The 24,417-nt window shown below is 55.3% G+C and carries 16 protein-coding genes; 6 read left to right on the plus strand and 10 right to left on the minus strand.

Going from position 1 to position 24,417, the window contains the following annotated elements; translation table 11 throughout:
• Positions 1-13: 13 nt before the first annotated feature.
• The 3 genes from ilvD to ACT3UM_RS08955 form a co-directional block, all read right to left on the minus strand.
• Positions 14-1,696: a dihydroxy-acid dehydratase gene (gene ilvD, locus ACT3UM_RS08945; RefSeq protein ID WP_498897992.1), complete on the minus strand. Its 1,683-nt coding sequence runs from the start codon at positions 1,694-1,696 to the stop codon at positions 14-16.
• Positions 1,697-1,798: 102 nt separating this feature from the next.
• Positions 1,799-2,317: an RES family NAD+ phosphorylase gene (locus tag ACT3UM_RS08950; RefSeq protein ID WP_498897994.1), complete on the minus strand. Its 519-nt coding sequence runs from the start codon at positions 2,315-2,317 to the stop codon at positions 1,799-1,801.
• Complete coding sequence (locus tag ACT3UM_RS08955; protein WP_498897995.1) at positions 2,314-2,745, minus strand: DUF2384 domain-containing protein; 432 nt, start codon at positions 2,743-2,745, stop codon at positions 2,314-2,316. Before ACT3UM_RS08955 ends, ACT3UM_RS08950 begins: the two co-directional genes overlap by 4 nt.
• Before the next feature lie 175 nt (positions 2,746-2,920).
• Here ACT3UM_RS08955 and recC point away from each other — a divergent pair, with 175 nt between their 5' ends.
• On the plus strand, positions 2,921-6,538 hold the full coding sequence (recC, locus tag ACT3UM_RS08960; RefSeq protein WP_498897997.1) for an exodeoxyribonuclease V subunit gamma: 3,618 nt from the start codon (positions 2,921-2,923) through the stop codon (positions 6,536-6,538).
• Here recC and ACT3UM_RS08965 read toward each other — a convergent pair whose 3' ends face one another.
• The 3 genes from ACT3UM_RS08965 to ACT3UM_RS08975 all read right to left on the minus strand — a co-directional run bounded on the left by ACT3UM_RS08965 (position 6,539) and on the right by ACT3UM_RS08975 (position 10,589).
• Positions 6,539-8,122, minus strand: a complete 1,584-nt coding sequence (locus ACT3UM_RS08965) for an ATP-binding protein (protein WP_498897999.1) — start codon at positions 8,120-8,122, stop codon at positions 6,539-6,541.
• A gap of 68 nt (positions 8,123-8,190) precedes the next feature.
• A complete protein-coding gene (locus ACT3UM_RS08970; RefSeq protein WP_498898001.1) occupies positions 8,191-9,756 on the minus strand; it encodes an ATP-binding protein in 1,566 nt (521 codons plus the stop codon).
• 143 nt (positions 9,757-9,899) lie between these two features.
• Positions 9,900-10,589, minus strand: coding sequence for a S24 family peptidase (locus ACT3UM_RS08975; RefSeq protein WP_498898003.1), 690 nt, complete (start codon positions 10,587-10,589; stop codon positions 9,900-9,902).
• Positions 10,590-10,805: 216 nt separating this feature from the next.
• Here ACT3UM_RS08975 and ACT3UM_RS08980 point away from each other — a divergent pair, with 216 nt between their 5' ends.
• On the plus strand, positions 10,806-12,449 hold the full coding sequence (locus tag ACT3UM_RS08980; protein ID WP_498898005.1) for a hypothetical protein: 1,644 nt from the start codon (positions 10,806-10,808) through the stop codon (positions 12,447-12,449).
• A gap of 189 nt (positions 12,450-12,638) precedes the next feature.
• On the opposite strand, the gene ACT3UM_RS08985 is transcribed toward ACT3UM_RS08980, so the two are convergent.
• Positions 12,639-12,992 (minus strand): PD-(D/E)XK nuclease domain-containing protein, encoded by a 354-nt coding sequence (locus tag ACT3UM_RS08985; protein WP_498898034.1) that lies wholly within the window; start codon positions 12,990-12,992, stop codon positions 12,639-12,641.
• Between the two features lie 6 nt (positions 12,993-12,998).
• Entirely contained in the window at positions 12,999-14,180 is a 1,182-nt protein-coding gene (gene pncB, locus ACT3UM_RS08990; protein ID WP_498898007.1) for a nicotinate phosphoribosyltransferase, read from the minus strand.
• A 120-nt stretch (positions 14,181-14,300) separates the two neighbouring features.
• Between pncB and ACT3UM_RS08995 the strand changes: the two genes are divergently transcribed.
• Genes ACT3UM_RS08995 through recD form a run of 4 tightly spaced genes read left to right on the plus strand, consistent with a single transcriptional unit; the run spans position 14,301 to position 21,294 of the window.
• A complete protein-coding gene (locus ACT3UM_RS08995) occupies positions 14,301-14,594 on the plus strand; it encodes a nucleotidyltransferase domain-containing protein (protein WP_498898009.1) in 294 nt (97 codons plus the stop codon).
• 55 nt (positions 14,595-14,649) lie between these two features.
• Entirely contained in the window at positions 14,650-14,958 is a 309-nt protein-coding gene (locus ACT3UM_RS09000; RefSeq protein ID WP_498898011.1) for a nucleotidyltransferase family protein, read from the plus strand.
• Positions 14,959-15,013: 55 nt separating this feature from the next.
• On the plus strand, positions 15,014-18,907 hold the full coding sequence (gene recB, locus ACT3UM_RS09005) for an exodeoxyribonuclease V subunit beta (protein ID WP_498898013.1): 3,894 nt from the start codon (positions 15,014-15,016) through the stop codon (positions 18,905-18,907).
• Positions 18,904-21,294, plus strand: coding sequence for an exodeoxyribonuclease V subunit alpha (recD, locus tag ACT3UM_RS09010; RefSeq protein WP_498898016.1), 2,391 nt, complete (start codon positions 18,904-18,906; stop codon positions 21,292-21,294). The genes recB and recD overlap by 4 nt, the downstream gene beginning before the upstream one ends.
• 159 nt (positions 21,295-21,453) lie before the next feature.
• On the opposite strand, the gene ACT3UM_RS09015 is transcribed toward recD, so the two are convergent.
• Together ACT3UM_RS09015 and ACT3UM_RS09020 are read right to left on the minus strand one after the other, a co-directional pair.
• The gene (locus tag ACT3UM_RS09015; protein WP_498898018.1) at positions 21,454-23,052 is read right to left on the minus strand and encodes a hypothetical protein; all 1,599 of its coding nucleotides are present in this window, start codon (positions 23,050-23,052) and stop codon (positions 21,454-21,456) included.
• A 269-nt stretch (positions 23,053-23,321) separates the two neighbouring features.
• The coding region (locus tag ACT3UM_RS09020) for an AAA family ATPase (RefSeq protein WP_498898020.1) at positions 23,322-24,417 on the minus strand (1,096 nt) is incomplete at its 5' end.

A 24,417-nucleotide genomic window follows, 5' to 3' on the forward strand; every position in this document is an offset into this window, starting at 1 on the left:
ATTTTAATGTGCGTTACTCTTGGTCGGTCACCGCACCGGTGCTGGCCGAGCTAACGAGGCGAGCATACTTAGCCAGCACACCGCGAGTGTAGCGGGGTTCAGGCTGCTGCCAGGCAGCGCGACGGCGGATCAGCTCTTCATCAGACAAATCCACCTCAATGGTATCCGCCTCAGCATCAATAGTGATGATATCGCCATTCTCTACCAGCGCCAGCGGGCCACCGTCAAAGGCTTCCGGCGACACATGGCCGACCACGAAACCATGGCTGCCTCCCGAGAAACGGCCGTCGGTAATCAGCGCCACGTCGTTACCCAGGCCGCGGCCCATAATCGCCGAAGTAGGTGTGAGCATTTCGCGCATACCGGGCCCGCCTTTCGGCCCTTCGTAGCGAATCACCACCACATCGCCAGCGACTACGGTGCCATCATTAATGCGCGCTTGGGCTTCTTCTTCCGAGCCAAATACCCGCGCTGAACCAGAGAAGCGCGTGCCCTCTTTGCCGGTAATCTTCGCAACCGCCCCTTCCGGTGCAAGATTGCCGTAAAGCATGCGCAGATGGCTTTCCGCTTTAATCGGATTACCGAGCGGAGCAATAATTGGTGGTTCAGCGGGATAAGGCTCAACCTCAGCAAGGTTCTCTTCCAACGTTTTGCCGGTGACGGTCAAGCAGTTGCCATTGAGTAGGCCAGCATCCAATAGCATTTTCATCAGCGGCTGAATACCGCCAATCGCCACCAGCTCGCTCATCATGTAATGACCGCTAGGGCGAAGGTCTGCCAGCACCGGCACACGCTTACCAATTTCGGTAAAGTCAGCAAGGGTAAGCTCAACGCCTATGGTGCGCGCCATGCCGATAAGGTGCAGTACCGCGTTGGTGGAGCCACCCAAGGCAATCACCACGGTAATCGCGTTCTCAAACGCCTCGCGGGTCATAATATCGGAGGGTTTGATATCGTCGGCTAACAGCGCCAGTACCGCCTCGCCAGCCGCTTTGCAGTCGTCGCGTTTCTCCTGAGAGGTAGCGTTCTGCGCCGAACTGCCCGGCAGGCTCATGCCCAAGGCTTCAATGGCCGACGCCATGGTGTTGGCGGTGTACATGCCGCCACAGGAGCCAGGGCCAGGGATCGCCGTCTCTTCGATGTTCTTAAGCTCGATCAAATCGATATCACCACGGGAGTGAGCGCCCATGGCCTCAAAAACCGAGACGATATCGGTGTGTCCCTTGCCGGGCATAATAGTGCCGCCGTAAACAAACACACTGGGGCGGTTTAAGCGTGCCAGCCCCATCAGACAGCCCGGCATGTTCTTATCGCAGCCGCCAATGGCGACAAGGCCATCAAAGCCTTCGCAGCCCGCAACGGTTTCGATGGAGTCGGCGATGACTTCACGTGAGACCAGCGAGTACTTCATGCCTTCGGTGCCGTTGGCAATACCATCGGAAATGGTGATGGTATTGAAAATCACACCCTTACCACCGCCCGCATCGGCACCGTCACGCGCAAACTCGGCCAGTTCATTAATATGACTATTGCAGGGCGTCACCATGCTCCAGGTAGAGGCAATACCCACCTGAGGCTTTTTGAAATCTTCGTCGTTAAAGCCCACGGCGCGCAGCATAGCACGGCTGGCGGCTTTGCCTGGGCCATCGACCACTTGGGAAGAGTGGCGGCGGGAGTTTTGCGATGAATCAGACATTAGAAATCTCTCTTAGCGTTGTTCACGGTATCCGCATAGCTTGGCGATGCCACGGCGTTCGCGCAAGGGAAGAGGTCGCATAAGTAAGTTTATTAAAAGTAATTATTGCCAAGAGCGTGGATCACGCGGCAAATCACCGTTCGGATCATAGACCTCTAGGCTTTCGTTTTCTGTTAACGTTTCGGTATAGAGGACGAGATTAGTACCTGAAGCATGTGCCAAAGAAGGAAACAGTATTCCTTTAGCACCTTGCTCCAACGCCATATCGCCTAATAGCCAGCTAGGCGGCTCAATACGCTGATTAAACCAATACTTACGCCAGTCACAGTTAAGCTCTTGCCACAGGCTATCCCATTTCGAGTGATAGCCTGCTCGAAAATCGACAATATGAGTCACGCTAACCGAATAGCTGACAATCAGCCCAGGCGGCATCAATGCAGAAAGCTGCTTGTACTCCGCTAACGCTGTTTGCTCCTCAAGTGAAAGATATAACGCCTCTACACCAACACGGTTCAGTCGCCCGCCATGCTCTCTCGCACCGGCCCCACTAGTAGGAGAAAACGCCCAGCGTGGAACATGTACCCGGTATGCCTGAGTTTTCAGCTCTGGCAGCAATATCATCCCACCACACCTGCTTGCAGCGACTGAACATAGCGCAGAAGGTCATTTGAGCGCCCTTCACTCACGAGTTGCTCGGGTGTTTTATAGTCAAATGCGCTAAGCGGCTCGTTGCGAAACCAAAACAGAGCGTCATGGAAGTCACCATTAATATCCGCCGCTGCACCGAGCACACGAAGTGCATCACGAAGATAACGTTGAAGTTTTTCTGCCCCCTGGGCACGTGAGATCGTCGTACGATGAACGTGGGCTTGACTAGCAAGCGTTTGAATATCGATGCTCAATGCACTGGCAAACAACTTCGGGTTAATCAATGGGTGACGCTCTTCTCGAGCAACGCCCTTCAAGTCAGCCAAAAACCGCTCGAACGAATCAGGCACAAGATACCCGGAAGGCTCATTAAGTGATTCTTTTACATTGCCCATTGCCATCGGCAACCTCCTGCTACGCCTATACAACCAATATACAACTTATATGCATCACATATTCATCATAGCAGCTCTCAAACAGGACGCTAGGGTTTCAAGCTTCAGAACTAAACTTATGGCACCATACACTTAGTCGCCCCGCCACCGCCGTGAGGCACCATCCATTAAGGAATCGTGCATGTCTGCAAACTCTCTGCTCTCGCAAACGCCGCTAACACCGGGCTTTATGGTGGTGCATGCCAATCGCCTGGAAGATTTGCGCGGTTTGGCGGTGGAGTGGATGCGCAAACACCCGCTCTCGCCGCTGGAGAACGAGACCATTCTGGTGCAGAGCAACGGCATTGGGCAGTGGCTAAAATTGGCGCTGGCAGAAGACCCTGCCCAAGGCGGTGCGGGCATTGCTGCGGCATTGAACGTCACGTTGCCCGCGCGCTTCCTATGGCAGGCCTACCGCACGGTGCTGACGCAGCTAACCCATGACAACCAAGCCGTTCCTGAAACCTCGCCGTTCGATAAGTCGCGGTTGATATGGCGCCTTCTGCGCCTGTTGCCCAGCCTTGCCGAGCAGGAAGCCTTCGCGCCACTGGCGCGCTTTTTAGCAGTGGATCGCGACCAGCGCAAGCACTACCAGCTGGCCGAGCGGCTGGCGGATCTATTCGACCAGTATCAGGTGTATCGCGCCGACTGGCTGGACGCCTGGGCCAAGGGCAACGATGTGCTGATCACCGCCCGTGGCGAAGCCCGCCCGCTGGAAGCGCACCAGCTGTGGCAGCCAGAGCTGTGGCGAGCACTGCGCGATGATGTGGCTAATAATCTAGGCGAGGCGGGCCTCAACAGCAGCCGCGCCCAGGTGCACAGCCGCTTTTTGGAAGCCGCCGTTCAGCTTGAAGGCCAGGACTGCCCACACGGCCTGCCCCGGCGACTGATTATTTTCGGCATCTCATCGCTGCCGCAACAGACATTAGAAGCCCTGGCGGCGCTGTCGCGCTGCTGCCAGATCGTGCTCTGCGTGCACAACCCCTGCCAGTACTACTGGGCGGATATCATTGAGCACAAAGACCTGCTGCGCGCCAGCCGCTACCGCCAGCAGCGCAAGGCAGGCATGCCCGACGCTTTGGATGTATTGGGCACCGGGGATGCCGACGATGCCCTGCACCTTCACGCCCAACCGCTGCTGGCCGCCTGGGGTAAACAGGGGCGCGACTACCTGCGCCTGCTCGATGAACACGACGACGCGGGCAACTACCAAACCCTATTCGAGCAGCAGGCGCTGCGCATCGATATGTTCGAGCCGTTTAGCGATGGCGAACACAGCTGCCTACTCAGCCAGCTCCAAGACGATATCCGCGAGCTGCGCCCAGTAGCGGAAACCCAAACCCACTGGCCCGCGCTAGACCCGGCCAGCGACGACTCCATCGTGTTTCATATTGCCCACGGCCCCCAGCGGGAAGTGGAGATACTTCACGATCAGCTGCTGGCGGCCTTCAGCGCCGACCCGGATCTGCGCCCGCGGGATATCATCGTCATGGTGCCGGATATCGACCGCTACGCGCCCCATATTGAAGCCGTGTTCGGCCAGTACCGCTCCGCCTTCGGTAGCTACAACGCGAACGCTAGACCCGACGACCCGCGCTACATCCCTTACACCCTTTCGGATCAGGCCAGCCGCCACCGCTTGCCGATGATGATTGCGCTGGAAAAACTGCTGCGCCTGCCAGAGCTACGCCTCTCGGTAAGCGATCTGCTCGACTTGCTAGAAGTCCCCGCGCTGCGCACCCGCTTTGGCATCGATGAACACGACCTGCCAACCCTGAGCCGCTGGATTGAGGGCGCGGGCATCCGCTGGGGGCTTAATGCCGAGCAGCGCACCCGATTAGATTTGCCCGAAGGCCTCACCCAGAACACCTGGGCCTTTGGCCTGCGCCGCTTGCTGCTGGGTTATTCGGTTGGTAGTGCGGAGGCGTGGCAAGGCATCGAACCGTTTGATGATATTGGTGGGCTGGAAGCCTCACTGGCAGGCCCGCTGGCGAACCTGTTGGAAAAGCTGGAAAGCACCTGGGAAACGTTCTGCCAGCCCACCGACGCTGCCACCTGGGTAGCCCGGCTGCGAGAGCTATTAGAAACCTACTTCCTTACCGACGACGCTCAAGAGAGCGTGATGCTCACCAAGCTGGAAACCGCGCTGCAGCAGCTGTTGGACAGCACCGAAGAGGCGGAGCTTTTTGACCCGCTGCCGCTCTCCATGGTGCGTGAACACTGGCTAGGGCAAATCGACGAGCACAGCCTTTCCCAGCGTTTTCTAGCCGGGGCGGTCAACTTCGCCACGCTGATGCCGATGCGGGCCATCCCCTTCAAGCACGTATGCCTGCTGGGCATGAACGACGGCGAATACCCGCGCTCGCAGCCGCCGCTGGATTTTGACCTAATGGGCAGCGACTACCGCCCCGGTGACCGTTCACGGCGGGAAGACGACCGCTACCTGTTTCTGGAAGCGCTGCTCTCTGCCCGCCAACAGCTCTATATTAGCTGGGTGGGTCGCAGCCAGATCGACAACAACCCCATGCCGCCCTCGGTGTTGGTCGGCCAACTGCGCGACCACTTAGCAGCGGGCTGGCACACCCAAAACGGCGAGCCGCTGTTGGAAGCCCTGACCACCGAGCATCCGCTGCAGCCGTTTAGCCGCCGCTATTTTACCGAACAAATCAGCGATTCCCCTGCCCAAGCACGGCTGTTTACGTATGCTCACGAATGGCACGCCCTACACACCCCCAGTGGCGCAAGCATCCAAGACTCAAAGTCACCAGAGCTTAAGGCGGACAACGAGCAGCAGAGCACGTTAACCCTGAACCAGCTAGGCAGCTTTCTACGCGAACCCGCCAAGGCGTTTTTCAACACTCGCCTGGGGGTCTACTTCGAGCAGGAGGAGCTTACCCAGCTGGACGTTGAACCCTTCACCCTGGACGGGCTACAGAACTGGCAACTACAGGATCAGCTAATCGCCGCCCAGCGCCACGCCGTGGATAACGGCCAACCGAGAATAGAAGCGCTGCATGCAGCACTGGAACGCTTCAAAGGCCAGGGCGTGCTGGCAGTGGGCGCCTTTGGTGACCGGATGCGCGAAGCGCTGGCGGAACCGATGGAGGCGCTGTTTGGCGCTTACGAAGAAGCACTGCAAGAGTGGCCCCAGGTAGTCGCAGCGCCCCAGGCGGTGCATGTAGTTGAAACAGCGGAAGGAAAGGTAACGCTGGAAGACTGGCTGGGAGAGCTACGCCAGGATGACGCAGGCAACCGCTGCCGCTTGCTACTGCTCAGCAGTAGTTTAATCAGCCAAGGGCGTGGCCGCGGCCAATACCGCTGGCAGCATCTGCTACGCCCCTGGGTCGCCCACTTGGCGGGCAATATTGAGCAGCCAATGACCACTCAGCTGCTTTCCAAAGCGGGCCACGTGCGCCTGGAGCCTCTAGAAGCCGACAATGCGCGCTTCCAGCTAGAAGCACTGCTCAATGCCTGGTGCGATGGTATGCGAGCCCCGCTACCGTTGGCCCCACAAGCCGCTTTTGCCTGGCTGGCCAAGCAAGGCACTCCAGATACTGAGGCCGACAGCGACGCCCACGCCGCCGCCGAAACGGCCTACGAAGGTGGCCGTTTCCAAACCGGAGAAGTTGCCCAAAGCGCCTACCTCTCCCACCAATGGTCGAGTTTTGAGCGGCTATTTAACGAGCGCGCCCTAGGGCACAGTTTTGCCACGCTGACCGAGGCGCTCTACGCGCCGCTGCACCGTTCGGTCAAAAGATGACTAAGTCGTACTCGGTTCTAGCGTTTCCACCTCAAAGGCCACAATCTGGCGCTCAACGCTGGAGAACTCCACGCCGATAAGGTGTATGGATTTGCCAGAAGCTCGGTACTTATCGGCATAGCCTTTGTGTTTGATCTGCTCCAGTGCTTTACCTTCTGGCAGTTGTTCGACCACTTTGAACTCGAACAGGTAGATATGGCCGCCAAAATCCACGCTCATATCCACCTTGCCATGGTGGCTGGCGTCCTCGACTGTCACGCTGACGCCTAGGGCGGCAAAGTGGCTATAGAAGACGCTGGCATAGTGGCCTTCATATTGAGCAATGGGATTGTTGCGGTACCAGTCGTGGGGCAGACCTGCATAAAGGGCCTTGAAGTGGGTTTCAAGTCCTTTCAGATCGGCCGTTTTCAGCAGGCGCGGCAAACGGATCGCCAATTCATCGAAAACGGCATGGCTAACGCCGAGTATGGGTAGTAGCGCTTCGTTAAGGCTGATTTCCACTTCCTGGCTGGGCAGGCCAAGTTGATAAAGCGGCCGGTATGGCACTTCTTCCCGAATGTCCTTAAGCGTCAGGTAGCCTGTTTGAAATAGCATGGCATCCGTCGAGATATCATCCACATCAAAGCGGCTCAATAGCGCTGGCCGACTGTGCCGGGCAGTGAGCGCGGGGGTATAGACACCGCGCTCTTTCAACAACTCGACCAAAAACGTCGGCGTCGCGGACTCAAACCAGTACGGGGCGAACGCGCGTTTCTGAAACAGCAACAGCACGTCAATGGGGTTGTAGACAGAGGCTACCTCGCTGCCACCCCAGCGGTAGCCGTTATACCACTGGCGGATCGCCTCGCGATCCAGCCCGGGCAGTTCCGGGGCGAACACCGTATCGATGTCTTCGTCGGTATAGCCGCAAATGGTGCTGAAAGGGGCATCCAGGGTGATATCGTTGAGGTTATTCAATCCCGAAAACAGACTGACCTTGCTGAATTTTGAAACACCGGTAAGCAGCACAAAGTGCAGGTGTGGGTCGGCATCTTTAATAACGCTGTAAAGGTTCTTCAAGCCCTCGAGCAGTTCCCGGGCGCGCTCGGGCACCAGGATGTTATCCAGAATCGGCTTGTCATACTCGTCGATCAGCACAACCACCCGCTGCCCATACTGCTGGTGGGCGGCGCGGATGAGGGCGGAAAATTCGCCGGGGATATCCGTCTTATGGTGCTGGGAAATACCGAGCTGCTCACGTTGAACCCTTAGCTGTTCACGGATACGCTCGTCCAGCGATTCACGACTTTGCATCACGCCATCGGCAAAGCTAATGCGAATCACCGGATAGCGCTGTTGCCAGTCCCACTTGTCGTGGATATACAGCCCTTCGAACAGCGTCTGGCGGCCTTCAAACAGGCAGCGCAGGGTGTCCAGCAACAGGCTTTTGCCGAAGCGCCGCGGCCGCGAGAGGAAGTAGTATTTGTTCTGGTTAACCAAGCGCTCAATATGCGGGGTTTTATCGACGTAGTAATAGTTGCCCTCGCGGATATCCGAGAACGTCTGAATCCCGATGGGTAACTTACGGCGGTGGGTATCCGGCATGGTGGCCTCCAGAACAAAAACGGCGATACGAACAGCAGCTTAACATGCTCCCAGGTTGGCATTACGACCTAAGCCAAGGTCTCCACCTCAAAGGCCATAATCTGGCGCTGGACGCTGGAAAACTCCACGCCGATCAGGTGTATGGGTTTGCCAGAGGCGCGGTGTTTATCGGCGTAGCCTTTGTGTTTGATCTGCTCTAATGCTTTACCTTCCGGCAGCTGTTCCACTACCTTGAACTCGAACAGGTAGATATGGCCACCAAAATCCACGCTCATATCCACCTTGCCGTGGTGGCTGGCATCTTCCACTGTCACATCCAGCCCCAGGGCCGCAAAATGGCTGTAAAAGACGCTGGCATAATGCCCTTCGTAGCGGGCAATCGGATTGTTGCGGTACCAATCGTGAGGGAGCCCGGCGTAGAGCGCTTTGAGGTGACCTTCTAACCCGGCAATATCGTGCTGACTTAAATGGCGGAACAGCGTTCGACGCTCACGCGGAGCGTTCTCGACGCCCAGCGATGGCAGGAGCGCATGGTTGAGGCTGGTTTCGACTTCGCGGTTAGGAAAACCCAGGGTGTACTGGCGGTAGCCACGCAGCGGCTCTTCTATCTGCTGAATAGTCAGGTAGCCGGTTTGGAACAGCAGGCCTTCGGTGCTGATCTGATCCACATCAAATTGGCTGAGCAATTCATACTCAGTTTCCCAATGATCCAATGAGGGAGTGAATACCCCGCGTTGCTTAAGGATGTCGACCAAAAACGTCGGTGTCGCGGACTCGAACCAATAAGGGGCGAACTCGCGTTTCTGAAACAGTAGCAGCACGTCAAAGGGGTTGTAGACAGAGGCTACCTCGCTGCCACCCCAGCGGTAACCGTTGTACCACTGGCGAATTGCTTCGCGATCCAGCCCTGACAGTTCCGGGGCGAATACCGTATCAACGTCCTCGTCGGTATAGCCACAAATCGTGCTGAAAGGAGCATCCAGCGTGATATCGTTAAGATTATTCAATCCCGAAAAAAGACTGACCTTGCTGAACTTGGAAACACCAGTAAGCAACACAAAGTGAAGGTGTGGATCGGCGTCTTTAAGCACGCTGTAAAGGTTCTTCAAACCCTCGCGCAGTTCCCGGGCACGCTCCGGCACCACGATATTATCCAGAATCGGCTTGTCGTATTCGTCGATCAGGATAACCACAGGTTGGCTGTATTCGCGATGCGCCACCTCGATAAGCTCAGCAAAGGCGTCTGGGATGTCTGGATAGCTTGTCGCCGGTAGGCCTAATCGCTCGCTATTCTTGGTGAGTTGGTAATGAATCCGACGATCCAGTTCACTGCGGTCTTGAATGACGCCATTAGCAAAGCTAATGCGGATCACCGGATAGCGCTGCTGCCAGTCCCACTTATCGTGGATATATAGCCCTTCAAAGAGTGCCTGGCGACCTTCAAACAGGCAGCGCAGGGTATCCAGCAACAGGCTTTTGCCGAAGCGCCGCGGCCGCGAGAGGAAGTAGTATTTGTTCTGGTTAACCAGGCGCTCGATATGCGGGGTTTTATCGACGTAGTAATAGTTGCCCTCGCGGATATCCGAGAACGTCTGAATCCCGATGGGGAGCTTACGGCGATGGGCATCCTGCACGGCGGCCTCCAGAGCAAAAAAACAGCGATACTAACAGCAGTTTAGCATGCTGTTGGACTGTAATGCCCAATCAGGCGACGGCTGGTGATAGACGTATGGGTTCACTGTATCTGAAAGAGTGAGGTCGAGTAATTCGCGTAACGTCAAGAAAGCCAGCCGTAATACTCCATGACCTTTCCGATAATCCGATCACCAGATGTCATCGTAATGATTTCGTAGCCGGGCCGATCATTTAGAGGAACCAGGCGGCGTACACCGCCTTCGATTTCAAGTCGACGGAATATCGGGCTTGCATACCCTGCGGCGGTCACCACGACAAAGTCACCATGCTTTGTATCAAGCGAAGGATCGACGGTGATCCGCACCCCCTCAGGAAAGGAATACCGACCACCACCATGCATTGCATCACCTTGCACGATAAGCGTAAAGGCTTGCGGCCCCGCTTTGCGGAGGGGCTCAAGCGGCACATCTATAGCCCCTCTTTGGATCTCCTCCAGCACGCAATCAAGTCTACCCACCTGTTCCCAGGTGAGGATAGGTATACCCGCTGCCAAGCTGCTTGAGGAATGAGGTGTGGCAGCCAAATAACGGGGCTTTTCGTCTGCAACTCCAAACCGACTGGGCAGAGGCTCATAGCCGCGCAGCTGAGCTTCCGTAATGCCGAAAAATTCGGCCAATCGCCAAATCGTAAAGCTCTTCGGGTCTTTGCTGGTGCCAGTAAGAATGCGGTGAATCGTCGGTTGCGGAACGCCTTTTTCGTCACCGAACACCTCGTAGGTTGCTCTCGACAAAGCGTTTTCGCTGATACCGCGTCCTGCATCGTAGCGATCCATGAGAAGACGCAATGTTTGTGCAATAGAGGCTGAATAATTCATTTATGTATTGTCTAGCAATACGCATCATAACAGTAATACTTATAGGTATTGATAGTTATACGTAAACGCATTAGATTTAAGCAAGTCACCTTTTGTGTCCGCAATGTATCTACTAATGGCTTTCTTTGCGCGTGAGGAGGGCTGACGCCCAGATATCTAACAAGGAGCAATTTTATGGGCCTCCATATTCATCTTACTGTCCAACTGCCTAGCATTGATGCTGCTGCCTGGGAGGCAACTTACGAGGAGAGCCTATTACTACTGCGGAGGTTTCCCTCGCCACTACTTCGGTTCGAAGCGTGTGAGGTGAGCGGGCATCACCGATACCGACTGACGGATGAAATAATTCGCGATCCTGGCACCGAACAAGAGCGCTGGGAGATATCCGGCGACCGAGAGAGTGGTCGCCGCGCGGAGAGTTTTTGCCTCTCTCGTCACCTCCATCACTATTTTCGCCAACAGCTTAGCCGCAAACCGAACCCGGAGGGTTTCGGCGTCGATGTTCTATGGGCCGACGAACAGGATATTAGCTACCCAGAGGGAATGGGTACTGAGCTCTTCGGTAATAAGACTCAGGGGTATCCTTATCACTTGGCGCTGTTGGCGGTCGGCATTTTACTTGAGAACCGCTTTCCAGGGCGCTGCTTCGTACATGGTCAGTTGGATAGGGAACCCACTGAGCAAGTGCTTGCTTGGGTGAACGCGGTGCTCGAAAGCGACTTTAAGGGCCCCATCTGCCTTGATGGTGACGCGCTCTGCACCCGATTGTCTGGGTTGTTTCAAGATCAAGAGCAACTGATCCAGCGTTTCAACACGCTGTTTTTGGGTGATCAGCAAGAAGCCATGCGTACGATCATTGACCATGTTGAACCGGATGCGCTAAAGCGCCATGTAGCCGCAGAGCTGGGGCACTATGACTCACTAAATCAGATAGGGGCGAGTAGGCTGCTGTCAACCTATCTGGAGGTTACCCAGGACATTGATGGGCTGATTGACCGAGTATTGGCAACGCCTCCGTTTCGGGCTGAACCTGCTGCGTCTCTGGAAACGCTACTCAAGGTCATCTGTAGGCGGTTTATTACCATTAGTCCTGTCGAGCGTGAACCTTTGTTTGCACTGGCTCGCCCCGCAGGGCAACTGACAACGATTGATGACGCCTTTGATGGGGTATTTCGGACGCTGATGGGGATGCCATCGGCGGTTCAGTATCATCTGCGCGGGAAAACGCTGTTGGAGCGATTTGTGGCGCGTAAGCCGGAGTTAGGCGAACGTTTTCGGGAGATTATACAGGCTGAGGAGGAGGCCTGTCGCAAGATGCTAGCGAAGATCTCCACTGTGCAGCCCAAAGCAGCTGTTGATGGTGAACCGGCCAATACCGTTGACGCATCACTAGAGCGGGAAGAGCCTGATTCTCACGCTGAGGCTCTTCTGCCAGGAGAGGACTACCTTATTTACCAAATAGAGCAACAGCGGGAAAACATGGATATTGCGAAACCCAAGAGGATAGCAGAGATTTTGGGCGTCGCGGTGGGCCAGATGCTGCTTGACTATCCGCAAACATTCAGTGCTGCCGAGCCTGAGTATTATCGGAAATTGATTCATTGGGCGGGGCAGACCAATCAGATCGTATTGTGGCGAGGCGCCTGGGAAGAAATTGATCGCGAGAGCAATATCCAAATCCTCAAGGTGCTAGCGGTGTTGATGCTTATCACGGAGCGAGAAAATTCTTTTTGCCAGTGCAGGACACACATACTGGAACACAAGTCATTGTGGCCCTACCTGATGAAGAGCGCCAACCAAGCGTGCCTGAGCACTTGATTGGAGCTATCTGCCACTTTCATAGCCTTGTCGTTCCACTCCTTCACCTCGCTAGCGGCTTGGAGCCGCTGCAGCCTCAGGGGCTGAGCATCCTCACACCAAGCTCTCCACCTCAAACGCCACAATCTGGCGCTGGGCGCTGGAAAACTCCACGCCAATCAGGTGTATAGGTCTGCCGGAGGCGCGGTATTAATCGGCATAGCCTTTGTGTTTGATTTGCGCCGGGGCGGTACCCTCGGGAAGCTGCTCCACCACTTTAAACTCAAACAGGTAAATATGTCCGCCAAAATCCACGCTCATATCCACCTTGCCGTGGTGGCTGGCGTCTTCCACGGTCACGCCCAGTCCCAAGGCGGCAAAATGGCTGTAAAAGACACTCGCATAATGCCCTTCGTAGCGGGCAATCGGATTGTTACGGCACCAGTCGTGGGGGAGTCCGGCGTATCCAACATCGGTTCCTGCACATCCTTTAATGGTGATATGGCCCGTTTGGAACTGTCGCCCTTCGGTGGTGTTGTCATCCGTATCGAAGCGCCAGATCAGCGGGCGCTAATCACTCTTCCCATTAAGCGACAATATTCGCCTCGCCAGCGAGATCATCTCCGGGTCGCCGGTGTTCTTTTCCGCCACGTCTGAAAGCTTGATCACCGGCAGCCAGCCCTGCCCTTCCGGCCGCGCCTCGACCATCTTGATCACCATGTTCATCGGTTCAGCGCCCACATCGTTAGTGAAGTTGGTGCCGATACCGAACGCCATACCGATGCGATCCTGGCAAAAAGCGTGGATTCGCTCGACCTTCTCCGGTGTTAGCGCATCGGAGAAGATAATCGTCTTACTTAGCGGGTTGATGCCCAAGCGCTCGTAATGCTCTATGGTCTGGGAGGCAAACTCGATAGGGTCACCGCTATCGTGACGAACGCCATCGAACAGTTTGGCGAACTTCTTATCGAAGCTGTCGTAAAAGGCCCGCGAGGTAAAGGTATCCGTTAAGGCGATCCCTAGATCCCCCCGGTACACATCCACCCAATGCTCCAGGGCCAAGCTATTGGCCATTTTGAAACCGAAGCGGGCACCGTGGAACATAAACCACTCGTGAGCGTGGGTGCCGATCGGCTTGACGCCGTGTCGCATGGCCATCAGCACATTACTGGTGCCGCTAAACGCCTCGCCGCCGTGGTGGCTAAGCGCACCGACCACCCGGTCGTGAACGTCAGAAGAGAAACGCCGACGGGTGCCAAACTCAGCAATTTTTAGCCCTAAACGGCGGTAAAGTTCGATCTTCTCCTGCGCGTGCTGCTCAATCTTCGCATCGGCGTCAGGTGTTATCGTTACGCCACGCAGCCGATACCACAGCTCGCTAATCAACGCCATCAGCGGCACTTCCCAGAGAATGGTGCGGTACCAGGGCCCTTCAATGATCACCGATAGATCACTCCCCTGCTGCTCTACAGTCACCTCGCTAGGGTTGTAATGAAACCCGGCAAGGAAATCGAGATACGTTGGGTCGAGATAAGGGCAGGTTATTTCGAGATAACGCTTCTCCTCATCGCTCAAGCGCAGCGACGCCATCTTATCGACTTCGTGGCGAAGTTCAGCGCCAAAGCCCTCAGGAAACGCATGCTCGCCGCGATTGATAAAGGCGTAGCGCGCATGGGCGTAAGGAAAGCGTTTGATCACGGCGTTCTGCATCGTGATCTTATAGAAGTCATTATCCAGCAGCGATGTCAGCATGAGATCCCATCGTTAGAGTGAACCGAAGCCGCCGGTAGCGTAAACTAAAATGCACCTAAAGTGGCTCGGCGATAAGATTATCAGGTGGCGGGGCTGTCATACAGTTAAGGAGCTGACTTCATGCGTATTACCCAAACACATCGCGCAATCATTCTCTCCGGGGTGGAAGAGTATATTGATGCTGATGTGGACGTTCATGTCTTCGGTTCACGACTTGATGATACCAAGCGAGGCGGCAGTGTTGATCTATTGTTGACCTCTAATACAGAGATCTCCGAGCTTTCTTGCGACGAACTCAAAGGCATACTAGAAGAATATCTTAAGCTGCCGGTTAACATTGTCACCTATGATCCGTCCGATGAACCAAGCCCGCTCCAGGCGAAAGCCTTAGCCGAAGCTCTGCCTATTGATTAAGTAGCCGAGGCTCATTCAGTCAGGACTAGGCTTTAACAAGCAAGGAGTTGTCTTCATGCGTCTTACTCAAGCACAGCGCACCGCCATTCTTTCAGGCGTGCACGAATTCATGGGCACAGATGTCAACGTTCATGTCTTTGGTTCGCGTCTTGATGATGCAAAGCGAGGCGGCGATGTGGATCTACTGTTGATCTCCCAGACAACAATTCCGCTGCTTGCTTGTGCCGAACTCAAAACGGCACTCGAACAACGCCTCCAACTTCCTATAGATATCGTGACCTATGTCTCGACGGCTGAACCCACCCCCTTCCAAGCAATAGCCTTGGCACAGTCGAGCCCGATTGATAGTGAGGAAGTGGTATGAGTAAGTTGTTCACCGCCAGCCGAGACTTCTCGACCGAGTTTGACAGTATCTTCTTATGAGCCAGCCTGAACCACTTAATCCATTGAGCCTTCCACTCCACGGCAGCCGACTGATAGAGGCAAGCGCTGGCACCGGCAAAACCTTCACCATTGCGCTGCTCTACGTGCGCTTGGTACTCGGCGGCCACAGCGTTGACGACGACACAGCATTTATCCGCCCGCTCACGCCGCCGGAAATCCTGGTCGTCACCTTCACCAACGCCGCCACCCAAGAGCTTCGCGAACGCATCCGCAACCGGCTGGTAGAAGCAGCAGAAGTATTTCGAGCTGAGGATGTAGAAGAAGGGGCGCCGGGGGCAAGCCGTAGTGGAGGTCATTCAACAGGGCCGGAAAATGTTCCTGACAATTCCGGCATTTCCGCCACCCCTGGCGGTCAGATGTATCAAGTAGCGCCAACGGATGGGTTCACAGCGCCTCCACGTAGGCTTGCCGCTGGGGAAGCCCCGGTTGCACTAGATCCGTTGCTCCTAGAACTCCGCGACCAGTACGACCCCGCCACCTGGCCCGCCTGTGCCCGGCGCCTGGCCCTGGCCGCTGAATGGATGGACGAAGCTGCGGTTTCCACCATCCACAGCTGGTGCTACCGCATGCTGCGCGAACACGCCTTCGACAGCGGCAGCCTGTTCTCCCTCAACCTGGAAAACGACCAACGCGAACTCGAACAGGAAGTGGTGCGCGACTACTGGCGCAGCTTCTACTACCCACTAGACAGCGACGCCCTCGGCATTGTCACCCGCTACTGGAAATCACCGGACGACCTGCACGCCCCGCTACAACGGCTGCTGCCCGAAAGCGAAGCGCTGGGCGAAGAAAAGCCCGAACCCAGCGAGACCCTGACCGCCACACAAGCCGAACGCGCCGCCCAGCTCAGCGAACTCAAAGCCCCCTGGGCCGCCTGGCTGGACGAACTGGTGCCCGCCCTGGAAGAAGCCGCCACGCGCAAAGCCTTCAAAGGCCAAAGCTTTAATGCCAAAAGCCGCGCCAACTGGCTAGGCGCACTACGCGAGTGGTGCGAAACGGATGCCGACCGCCCCGCGCTCACCGACGCCGCCTGGAAACGCATGACCCCCGACGGTATGGCCGATATCTGGAAAGAAGGCGCGCCCCCCTGCCCGCCAGCATGGCAAGCACTGGCGCAGCTACCGGCGGAACTTAATGCCCTGCCCGAACCCCGCAACGACCTGCTGATTCACGCCGTGCAGTGGTGCCGCGCCCGCCTGGAGCGCGAACAGGAACGCCGCGCCGAAATGGGCCCCAACGACCTGCTCACCCATCTGGATCGCGCCCTGCAAGGCCCCAACAGAGAGGCCCTGGCCGCGCAGATCCAGCGCCAGTTTCCCGTAGCGCTGATCGACGAGTTCCAGGATACCGACCCGATCCAGTACCGCATTTTCAATGCGGTGTACGCCATTGCCCAGCCCCGGCGGGATATCGCCATTTTGCTAATTGGCGATCCCAAGCAGGCGATCTACGCCTTTCGCGGCGCGGATATCTTCACCTACCTGCAGGCCCGCCAGGACACCGCCGGCCGCCACGTAACCCTGGGCACCAACTTTCGCTCCAGCCGCGCCATGGTGGCGGCAGTGAACCACTGCTTTCACTTCGCCGACCAGCATGACGCCGGCGCCTTTCTGTTCCGGGAACCAAACGGCGACAACCCGCTGCCGTTTAACCCAGTGAAAGCCAAAGGCACCGCCGACACCCTGGTACACAACGGCCAGCCGCTACCGGCGATGACCCTATGGCCCCTGGAGAGCGACGAACCGCTCTCCAAAACCGCCTACCAAACCGAGATGGCCGAGCGCTGCGCCTCCCATATGGCCATGCTACTGGAAGCAGGTCGCCAACAGCAAGCGGGCTTTGCGAAAGTGCCTGATGGCGATGACGATCACGGAGAGCAAACACTCACTCAGCTGGCCCCCTCAGATATGGCCGTGCTGGTCAACGGCCTGCAGGAAGCCCGAGCGATTCGCCTGGCGCTGGCCAGCCGGGGCATTAAAAGCGTCTACCTTTCCGACCACGACAAGGTCTTCAACTCGCCCATCGCCCCCCAGCTGGAAACCTGGCTGCGCGCCTGCGCCGAACCCCAGGCCAACTCCCGCCAAGCGGAAGCCAAACTGCGCGCCGCCCTGGCAACCCCGGTGATCGGGCTTAGCCTAGAAGAACTCGACCACCTCAACCAAAGCGAGCTGGCCTGGGAAGCACGGGTCGAGCAGTTCAGCGGCTACCACCGCCTGTGGCAGCGCCAAGGGGTGCTGCCGCTGGTGCGCCGCCTGATGGTGGATTTCAAGCTGCCCGAACGGCTACTGGGTGACTTCGCCGACGGTGAGCGCTTGCTAACCGACCTGCTCCATTTGGGCGAACTGCTCCAGCAGGCCAGCCAGGAGCTGGATGGCGAACACGCGCTGATTCGCTTTCTCGCCGAGGCGATTGCCGACCCGGACAGCCACGGCGACAGCCACAAGCTGCGCCTGGAGAGCGACGCCGATCTGGTCAAGGTGGTGACCATCCACAAATCCAAGGGGCTGGAGTATCCGCTGGTATTCCTGCCTTTTATCGCCAACCACCGACCGGTGAAAGCGGAGGATGTCCCGCTGCGCTGGCATACCGCCGACGGCACCCTCACCCTTAGCCTAAGCGCCGATGAAGCGACGCTCGCCACTGCTGACCGGGAACGCCTGGGCGAAGACCTGCGCAAGCTCTACGTCGCGCTCACCCGCGCCCGCCACGCCACCTGGCTGGGGCTGGCAACACTAAAAGGCAGCGAACATAGCGCCATCGGCCATCTGCTTAACGGCGGCAAAGCCCTTGGCCCCAGCGGGCTGCGAGCCGCCCTTGAAGAACTCACCAAAGATAGTGCCATAACGCTAACGGATGCCCCGGAACCCACCGCGCTACGCTTTACCCCAGCGCCGGAGCAGCGTGCCCTGGGCAACGCCCGCACCCCGCTGCGCCCCGCTCGGGAGCAGTGGTGGATCGCCAGCTACTCGGCGCTGCGCACCTCCGGGGCCCTATCCGCCCCGACGCCCCAGGCCGAACCCACCACCCCCCAGGAAGCCACCACCCTGGAAGTGCTGGACGAGCCGCGGGATGACGCCGCCCACACCGGTGCGTTTCATCTACACCGCTTTCCACGCGGCCCCGGCCCCGGCACCTTTCTCCACGGTTTGTTGGAGTGGGCAGGCCAACTTGGCTTTAACAATGCCCTGAACGACCCCGCCGCCCGGGAAGATATGCTGCGGCGACGGGTGCAGCTGCGCGGCTGGCAGGCATGGCACGACACCCTAGCAGGCTGGTTTGAAGAGCTGCTCGCCACGCCCCTGCCCCTCTCACCGCAGCTACCCAACGAAGGCGGCCAGGTGGCGCTATGTGAACTTGAAAGCTACCAAGTAGAGCTGGAGTTCTGGTTCGCCGCCCATCAGGTAGGCACCCGCAAACTCGACGAGCTGGTAAGTGACCACTTACTGCCCGGCGTCTCGCGCCCCGCGTTGGATGCCGACACTCTTAACGGCATGCTCAAAGGCTTTATCGATTTGGCGTTTGAACATAATGGCCGCTTCTACGTGTTGGACTGGAAATCCAACTACCTGGGCAGCGACGACAGCGCCTACACCGCGGACGCCCTGCGCAACGCCATGCTGGAAAAACGCTACGACCTGCAGGCGGCCCTTTACCTGCTCGCGCTGCACCGGCTGCTAAAAGCGCGCCTGCCCGACTACGACCCGCACCAACACCTGGGCGGCTCGATGACGGTATTTCTACGCGGCAGCCGCACCGCCGCGCGGGGTGTTCACGCGGTGCCCGCCCCGGTAGCACTGATTGAAGCCCTGGATGCCCTCTTTACCGGCACGGCAGCCCATTCAGCAACCGGCCAGGAGGCGGCGGTATGAGCAAGCGCGACAAAGGATCGACCAACGACCCCGTTAATTACGACCTATTTGCCGACAACGCCCCCACGCCCGCCGAACCTACCGCAGCGGTGGCTGCCACCGCTCAACAAGCGGAACCCCATGCCGCGCTTTACAGCATTGATGCGCTGCTGGCGCTCTGCGAACGCTGGGTGGCACGGGGCTGGCTACGGGATTTAGACCGCGCCCTAGTACGCTTTTTCGCCAGCGAGGCAAACGACGCCCCGCCGCTGCTACTGCTCGGCGCGGCGCTGGCCAGCCACCAGCTTGGCCGTGGCCATGTTTGCCTGGATTTAGCCGCCACCCTCGCCGCCCCCGATTTTGCCCTCTCGCTACCCCCGGAAGGCGACGACCTCAACGACCCACCGCCGCTCCCCAGCGAAGTGCTGGCCACGCTAACACTAAGTGAATGGCAGGCCGCGCTCAACCACCCCACGCTGATCAGCGACGGCCCCGGCAATACACCGCTAGTGGTGAATAGCGGACAGGGTGCAACCAAGCTCTACCTACGCCGCTACTGGCAATACGAGCAAACCCTACACCAGGAAATCGCCGCCCGATTAGCTATCACAAAACTTGATAAAACTGGTGGAAGGCCGCTTCAACGCGGCAGTAATGAAGCCACTCCAGAACATGCGGATATTTGTGGGAGGGAGCTTCAGCTCGCGAAGGGTGACGACAGTCACCCCGGAATACTCCCCCAAGCTTTGAATACTCTATTCCAACCCACCACCACCCTGGATTGGCAAAAAACCGCCTGCGCCCTAGCCGCCCGCAGCCACTTCTCCATCATCACCGGCGGCCCCGGCACCGGCAAAACCACCACCGTGGTGCGCCTGCTGGCCCTGCTGCAAACCCTGCAGCTAGCAGAACCCAACACCCACCCGCTGCGCATCCGCCTAGCCGCCCCCACCGGCAAAGCCGCCGCACGGCTAAATGAATCCATCGCCGGGCAGGTGAGCCAGTTACCTTTCAAAGGGCTGATATCATTGTGGGAGGCAGCTTCAGCTGGCGAAGAAAAGGCCACAGAGCTGCTTCAAGCCACTATTCCCACAGAAGTCACCACCCTTCACAGACTTCTAGGCGCAAGACCCGACACCCGACACTTCCGCCACCACCCCGGCAACCCCCTAGCACTAGATGTGCTGGTGATCGACGAAGCCTCAATGGTGGATATCGAAATGATGACTGCCGTACTGCGCGCCCTGCCCGCACAGGCGCAGCTGGTGTTGCTGGGGGATAAAGACCAACTCGCCTCCGTGGAAGCCGGCGCCGTACTGGGCGATTTATGCCGCCGCGCCGAGGCCGCCCACTACACACCCACCACCACCCAATGGATTGCAGAGGTCACCGGCCAGCCGCTGCCGGAGGCGCTTATCGACCCCGACGGCCAGCCGCTGGATCAAGCTATTACCATGCTGCGGGTCAGCCACCGCTTTGACGCACACAGCGGCATTGGCCAGTTAGCCCAGGCGATTAACCAACCGCTAAGCGATGGGCTAACCCCAAAGGACAAACAGAACGCCGTGCATCAGGTACTGCGCCAAGGCTACCCGGACGTGCACCACCTGATACTGGGCACGGAAGGCAAAAGCGAAGAGGACAGCGCCCTGGAGCGCCTAGTGGTTAACGGTAGCCCGGCGCGCTTCCCCAATAAAGGCGAAGGCCGCCGTAACCACGAAGGCCAACTGATGGCACCGCCCACCGGCTACCAGCACTACCTAACAGTGCTGGACACACAGCGCCCGAACACCGCGCTAAGCTTTGAAGAACACCGCGCCCCCTACCACCAGTGGGCCAGCCAAGTGCTTCACGCATACGGCCACTTTCAGCTGCTCTGCGCGCTGCGCAAAGGCCCCTGGGGCGTAGAAGGCTTAAACCTACGCATCGCCAAGGTGCTGCGCAGCGAAAAGCTGCTCAGCGCAAGCGACGTTGAGCTGGAAAAAGGCTGGTACGAAGGCCGCCCGGTATTAATCACCCAAAACGACTACAGCCTGGGCTTAATGAACGGCGATATCGGCATCACCCTGGCGGTGCCCGACCCACGCACTCCGGGAAGAACACTATTAAGAGTTGCCTTCCCCACCAGCGATACAGACAAACCCATCAACTGGGTACTCCCCTCCCGCCTGCACGCGGTAGAAACCGTTTTCGCGATGACGGTACACAAATCACAAGGCTCGGAGTTTCAGCACACCGCCCTACTGCTACCGCAAACGCCCAACCCGATTCTCACACGCGAGTTGGTCTATACCGGGATTACACGTGCCCGAGATTGGCTGACGCTGATTGAAGCTAAGCGTGGGATTTTGAATGATGCGGTGGCTAGGGAGGTTATGAGGGTTAGTGGAATGGAGAGGTTGTTGTAATCAAAACCGACATCATCATTGGTGGTGTCGGCTCTCGGCCAGAAGCATTCTTTTAGGAAACACTGATATAATGCCGCATTATGCGGGCTTTAATGGCGTATTATAATGTGCAGCGAAGTATAACCTAAATTTAGTTGACATTAAATGCCTTTTATATTTTTATAGCTGACTAGGAGACAAACCAAACGACATCCCTACTAAATGCCCGACATCAAAAAATGGAATTCGATGTTCCATGTGAGAGTAGTGTGCGCATTTTACAATCGTTAGCTTTCGGTTATCTTTCGCGTTCACACTTGTCAGAAGCTCAATATATTCAGGGTCGTCTCCAATAAAGACAACACTATGGAAAGAAAGAGTTGAGGAATCAAAAGATGGCTTGTCTTGAAAAATATCATTAGTGACAGTGTATACAGCCTCTACTTTTTTTACTTTTTCCTCAAAGTTAAATGCGACCAGTTCAAAATTACAATCCTTACACTTAAGTTTAGCACCATCTAAAGAAGCAATTGGTATACTAACCAAAGGGATTTCATTAATTCCATTAGAGAAAAAATATACTTTATAAGTTTTATTTTTCTCTAGCACTTTACAGTTTCTTATAGCTTCATAAATTATCTCTTCTAATCTCAAATTGCTAAAATCGATTCTTGGGTGCAACTCTTGATACATTGGTGAAAATTTTTCAATAGATTCTCTAAGGAAATTAGCATCAATTAAAACTGCAGTGCTGGAATAATTCACCACTCTAGCTTTTATTTTATTATTTTTTGCTTTATCTAATTTTAAATTTCTTATTTCTTCGAGTTCAACCCAGCTTTTATCGTAAAAGAAAATTAGATCCCTAATACATTTGGTTATATATAGCTGTAATCTATTGAATAGATCTATCTGTTCACTAGATTCTGGTATCAATATTTCTAGGCTCTTACCATTGTGAATGATCTCTGTGCGCAATCCACCTTCACTATCCCCACTAGAATAATATCTGAACTCTTCCTGTAACCTATTAATGTCGGAACTGTTCTCGGCTATATGAGCCGCAATTTTATTTCTAACCTTCTGGAATTTAGTAAAACTATTTGGGTCAGCTATAAATTCAAATAATCTCATTATTTCAATGAATTTGCCTGTATTATCATTTTCTTCTAGTGCATTAGAAAACATTCTCAATGCTTGTTTCGCTGTGTTTCCGACCTCTCCAACATCAGCATTTAGCAAATTAAAATTAGCAAAAACCTCGGAATCAAGGTCTAAACCCACCCCTGCTGTTAAGGTATTACTGTAGATAGTAGTATCTATAATGCGAGTAAAAGGGCTTCCTTTCCCATTATACATCAACAGTAAAGTCTCTCCTGTTGCAATCTGCCCTAACCTTGCCGGCATAGTTTTTGGAAGCATTAAGGAGCAAAACTCAAATTTTATATAATCAATAATTATGGAGGCGTTAGATATTGCAGCATTCATAATTTTCAAATCACTTGATACACTGCCCGAGTAATCAGCATAACTTAGGTCATTGATTACAGCTAGTGGGTTAGATTTAAACTTCTCAACATTTAGCTCAAATTTATCTTTATCTTCTTGAGACATGATAACTGTATTACTAAACATATCATCAATATCGATACTGCCTTTAGGAAAAATCCTTATATTACCTAATGACTCTTCATTTTTTAAACAAAGTCTCTCCATAGGAAAAATGTAAAAATATTCATTTTCAAGATCACTTCCATACAAATCTTCAATTTTATTCATAAACCCTCAGGAAAATATAACAACGTATTAGACTTCCAGTTTTATAACTTAACAAACGCACCAGAGCCTTTATTCAATAAATGCAACCTGCGAAATAAAGCCTAAGCATATGATAGTCATCATTCTTTATTCTTATTAAGCTTTATATTCATAACTCGTGCGCCTGCTGCATTTTCCGAAAAATCTGCTCAGGATCACAATGCGAGCACGAACAGACACTGATAATCATCTACTCCCATTACGTACGATCCAGCGCATGCTCTAACAAATCAGGACATCATCTTATCAAAATGCGCTTCAAACTCGGTTTTGATAAAAACTTCCCTGAACCGATCTACGAATACATGCGGGTCTATCTCACCAAAGTCAGTCAGGTTGACCGAATCAGCATGAGATTCTCGGTTCATGTACCTATAGAGCGCCCGAAATTGTGGGTTTTCGTCATTCAGCTCCAGCAAAGCTTGGCGCAAGCTTTCCTTCTGATGCACGAAGGTGAAGTAATGCTCTAGGATGTTTCGCATAATATTGGGAATGACACTAGGTGATGCGGAACCGTTGAGTGCATCTTTGAGCGTTTGCCAGAGTGCTTGGTAGTCGTTTTGGATTTCGCCTTTTCGCATAGGTACTACGTTACTGTAATCGGCTTTGGTGACGCGGAATAGCGCGAGCGAATTTTCCTTATCGTCCTGCAGCAGCTTATGCATCTCATGGAAGAAAAACAGGTTGTGAGTCAGAATGATGACCTGCTTGAAGCGTGTCTTAGGGTGAAGTACTAAGCGACGGATCAACGAGGCGATGTCGTAGACATAATTGTGGGACAAACTCGAAATGGGGTCATCAATAACGATGATGCGCTCACTCTTGATGCTACCACCTGCAGCATTCATCTCCCCGTTACAAACCTCTAGAAAATAAATAAAAGATATTAAAGTTTTCTCGCCCTCACTTAGCGACTTGAATACCCCTTCATTTTGCGACGGACGATGCAGGCGATATTGGGGAACAGCGCCCTCTTCCTTGATAAGCTCAAACCCCTTCAAGCCCAAGAGCCGAAGCCATTGGTTGATGTTCTCCACAGACTGATCAACGTTTGTTGTCTCAGCGCGAGACGCTTTGATGATGTCGCGCTGGGTGGCTATTTTAGCACGCACCTGCACAACCTCATCTTTAGCTGCCTGTCTCTTGTTCGTCAGTAGCTGATCTTCCGCCGCAAAAGCTGCAAGGTGGAGCTCGCACGCATTTCTAAACCAGTCCCAGAACCGACCTTTGATGCTGTCTAGGTGAGCCTGCTTGTGTTTGATCTTGGTGTTGATCTCGTCGATTTTCTGCTGTTCAACGCTAATCGCATTGTTGAGGGATGCAATC

The sequence above is a fragment of the Halomonas sp. AOP13-D3-9 genome (assembly GCF_052379125.1).
Taxonomy (GTDB): domain Bacteria; phylum Pseudomonadota; class Gammaproteobacteria; order Pseudomonadales; family Halomonadaceae; genus Vreelandella.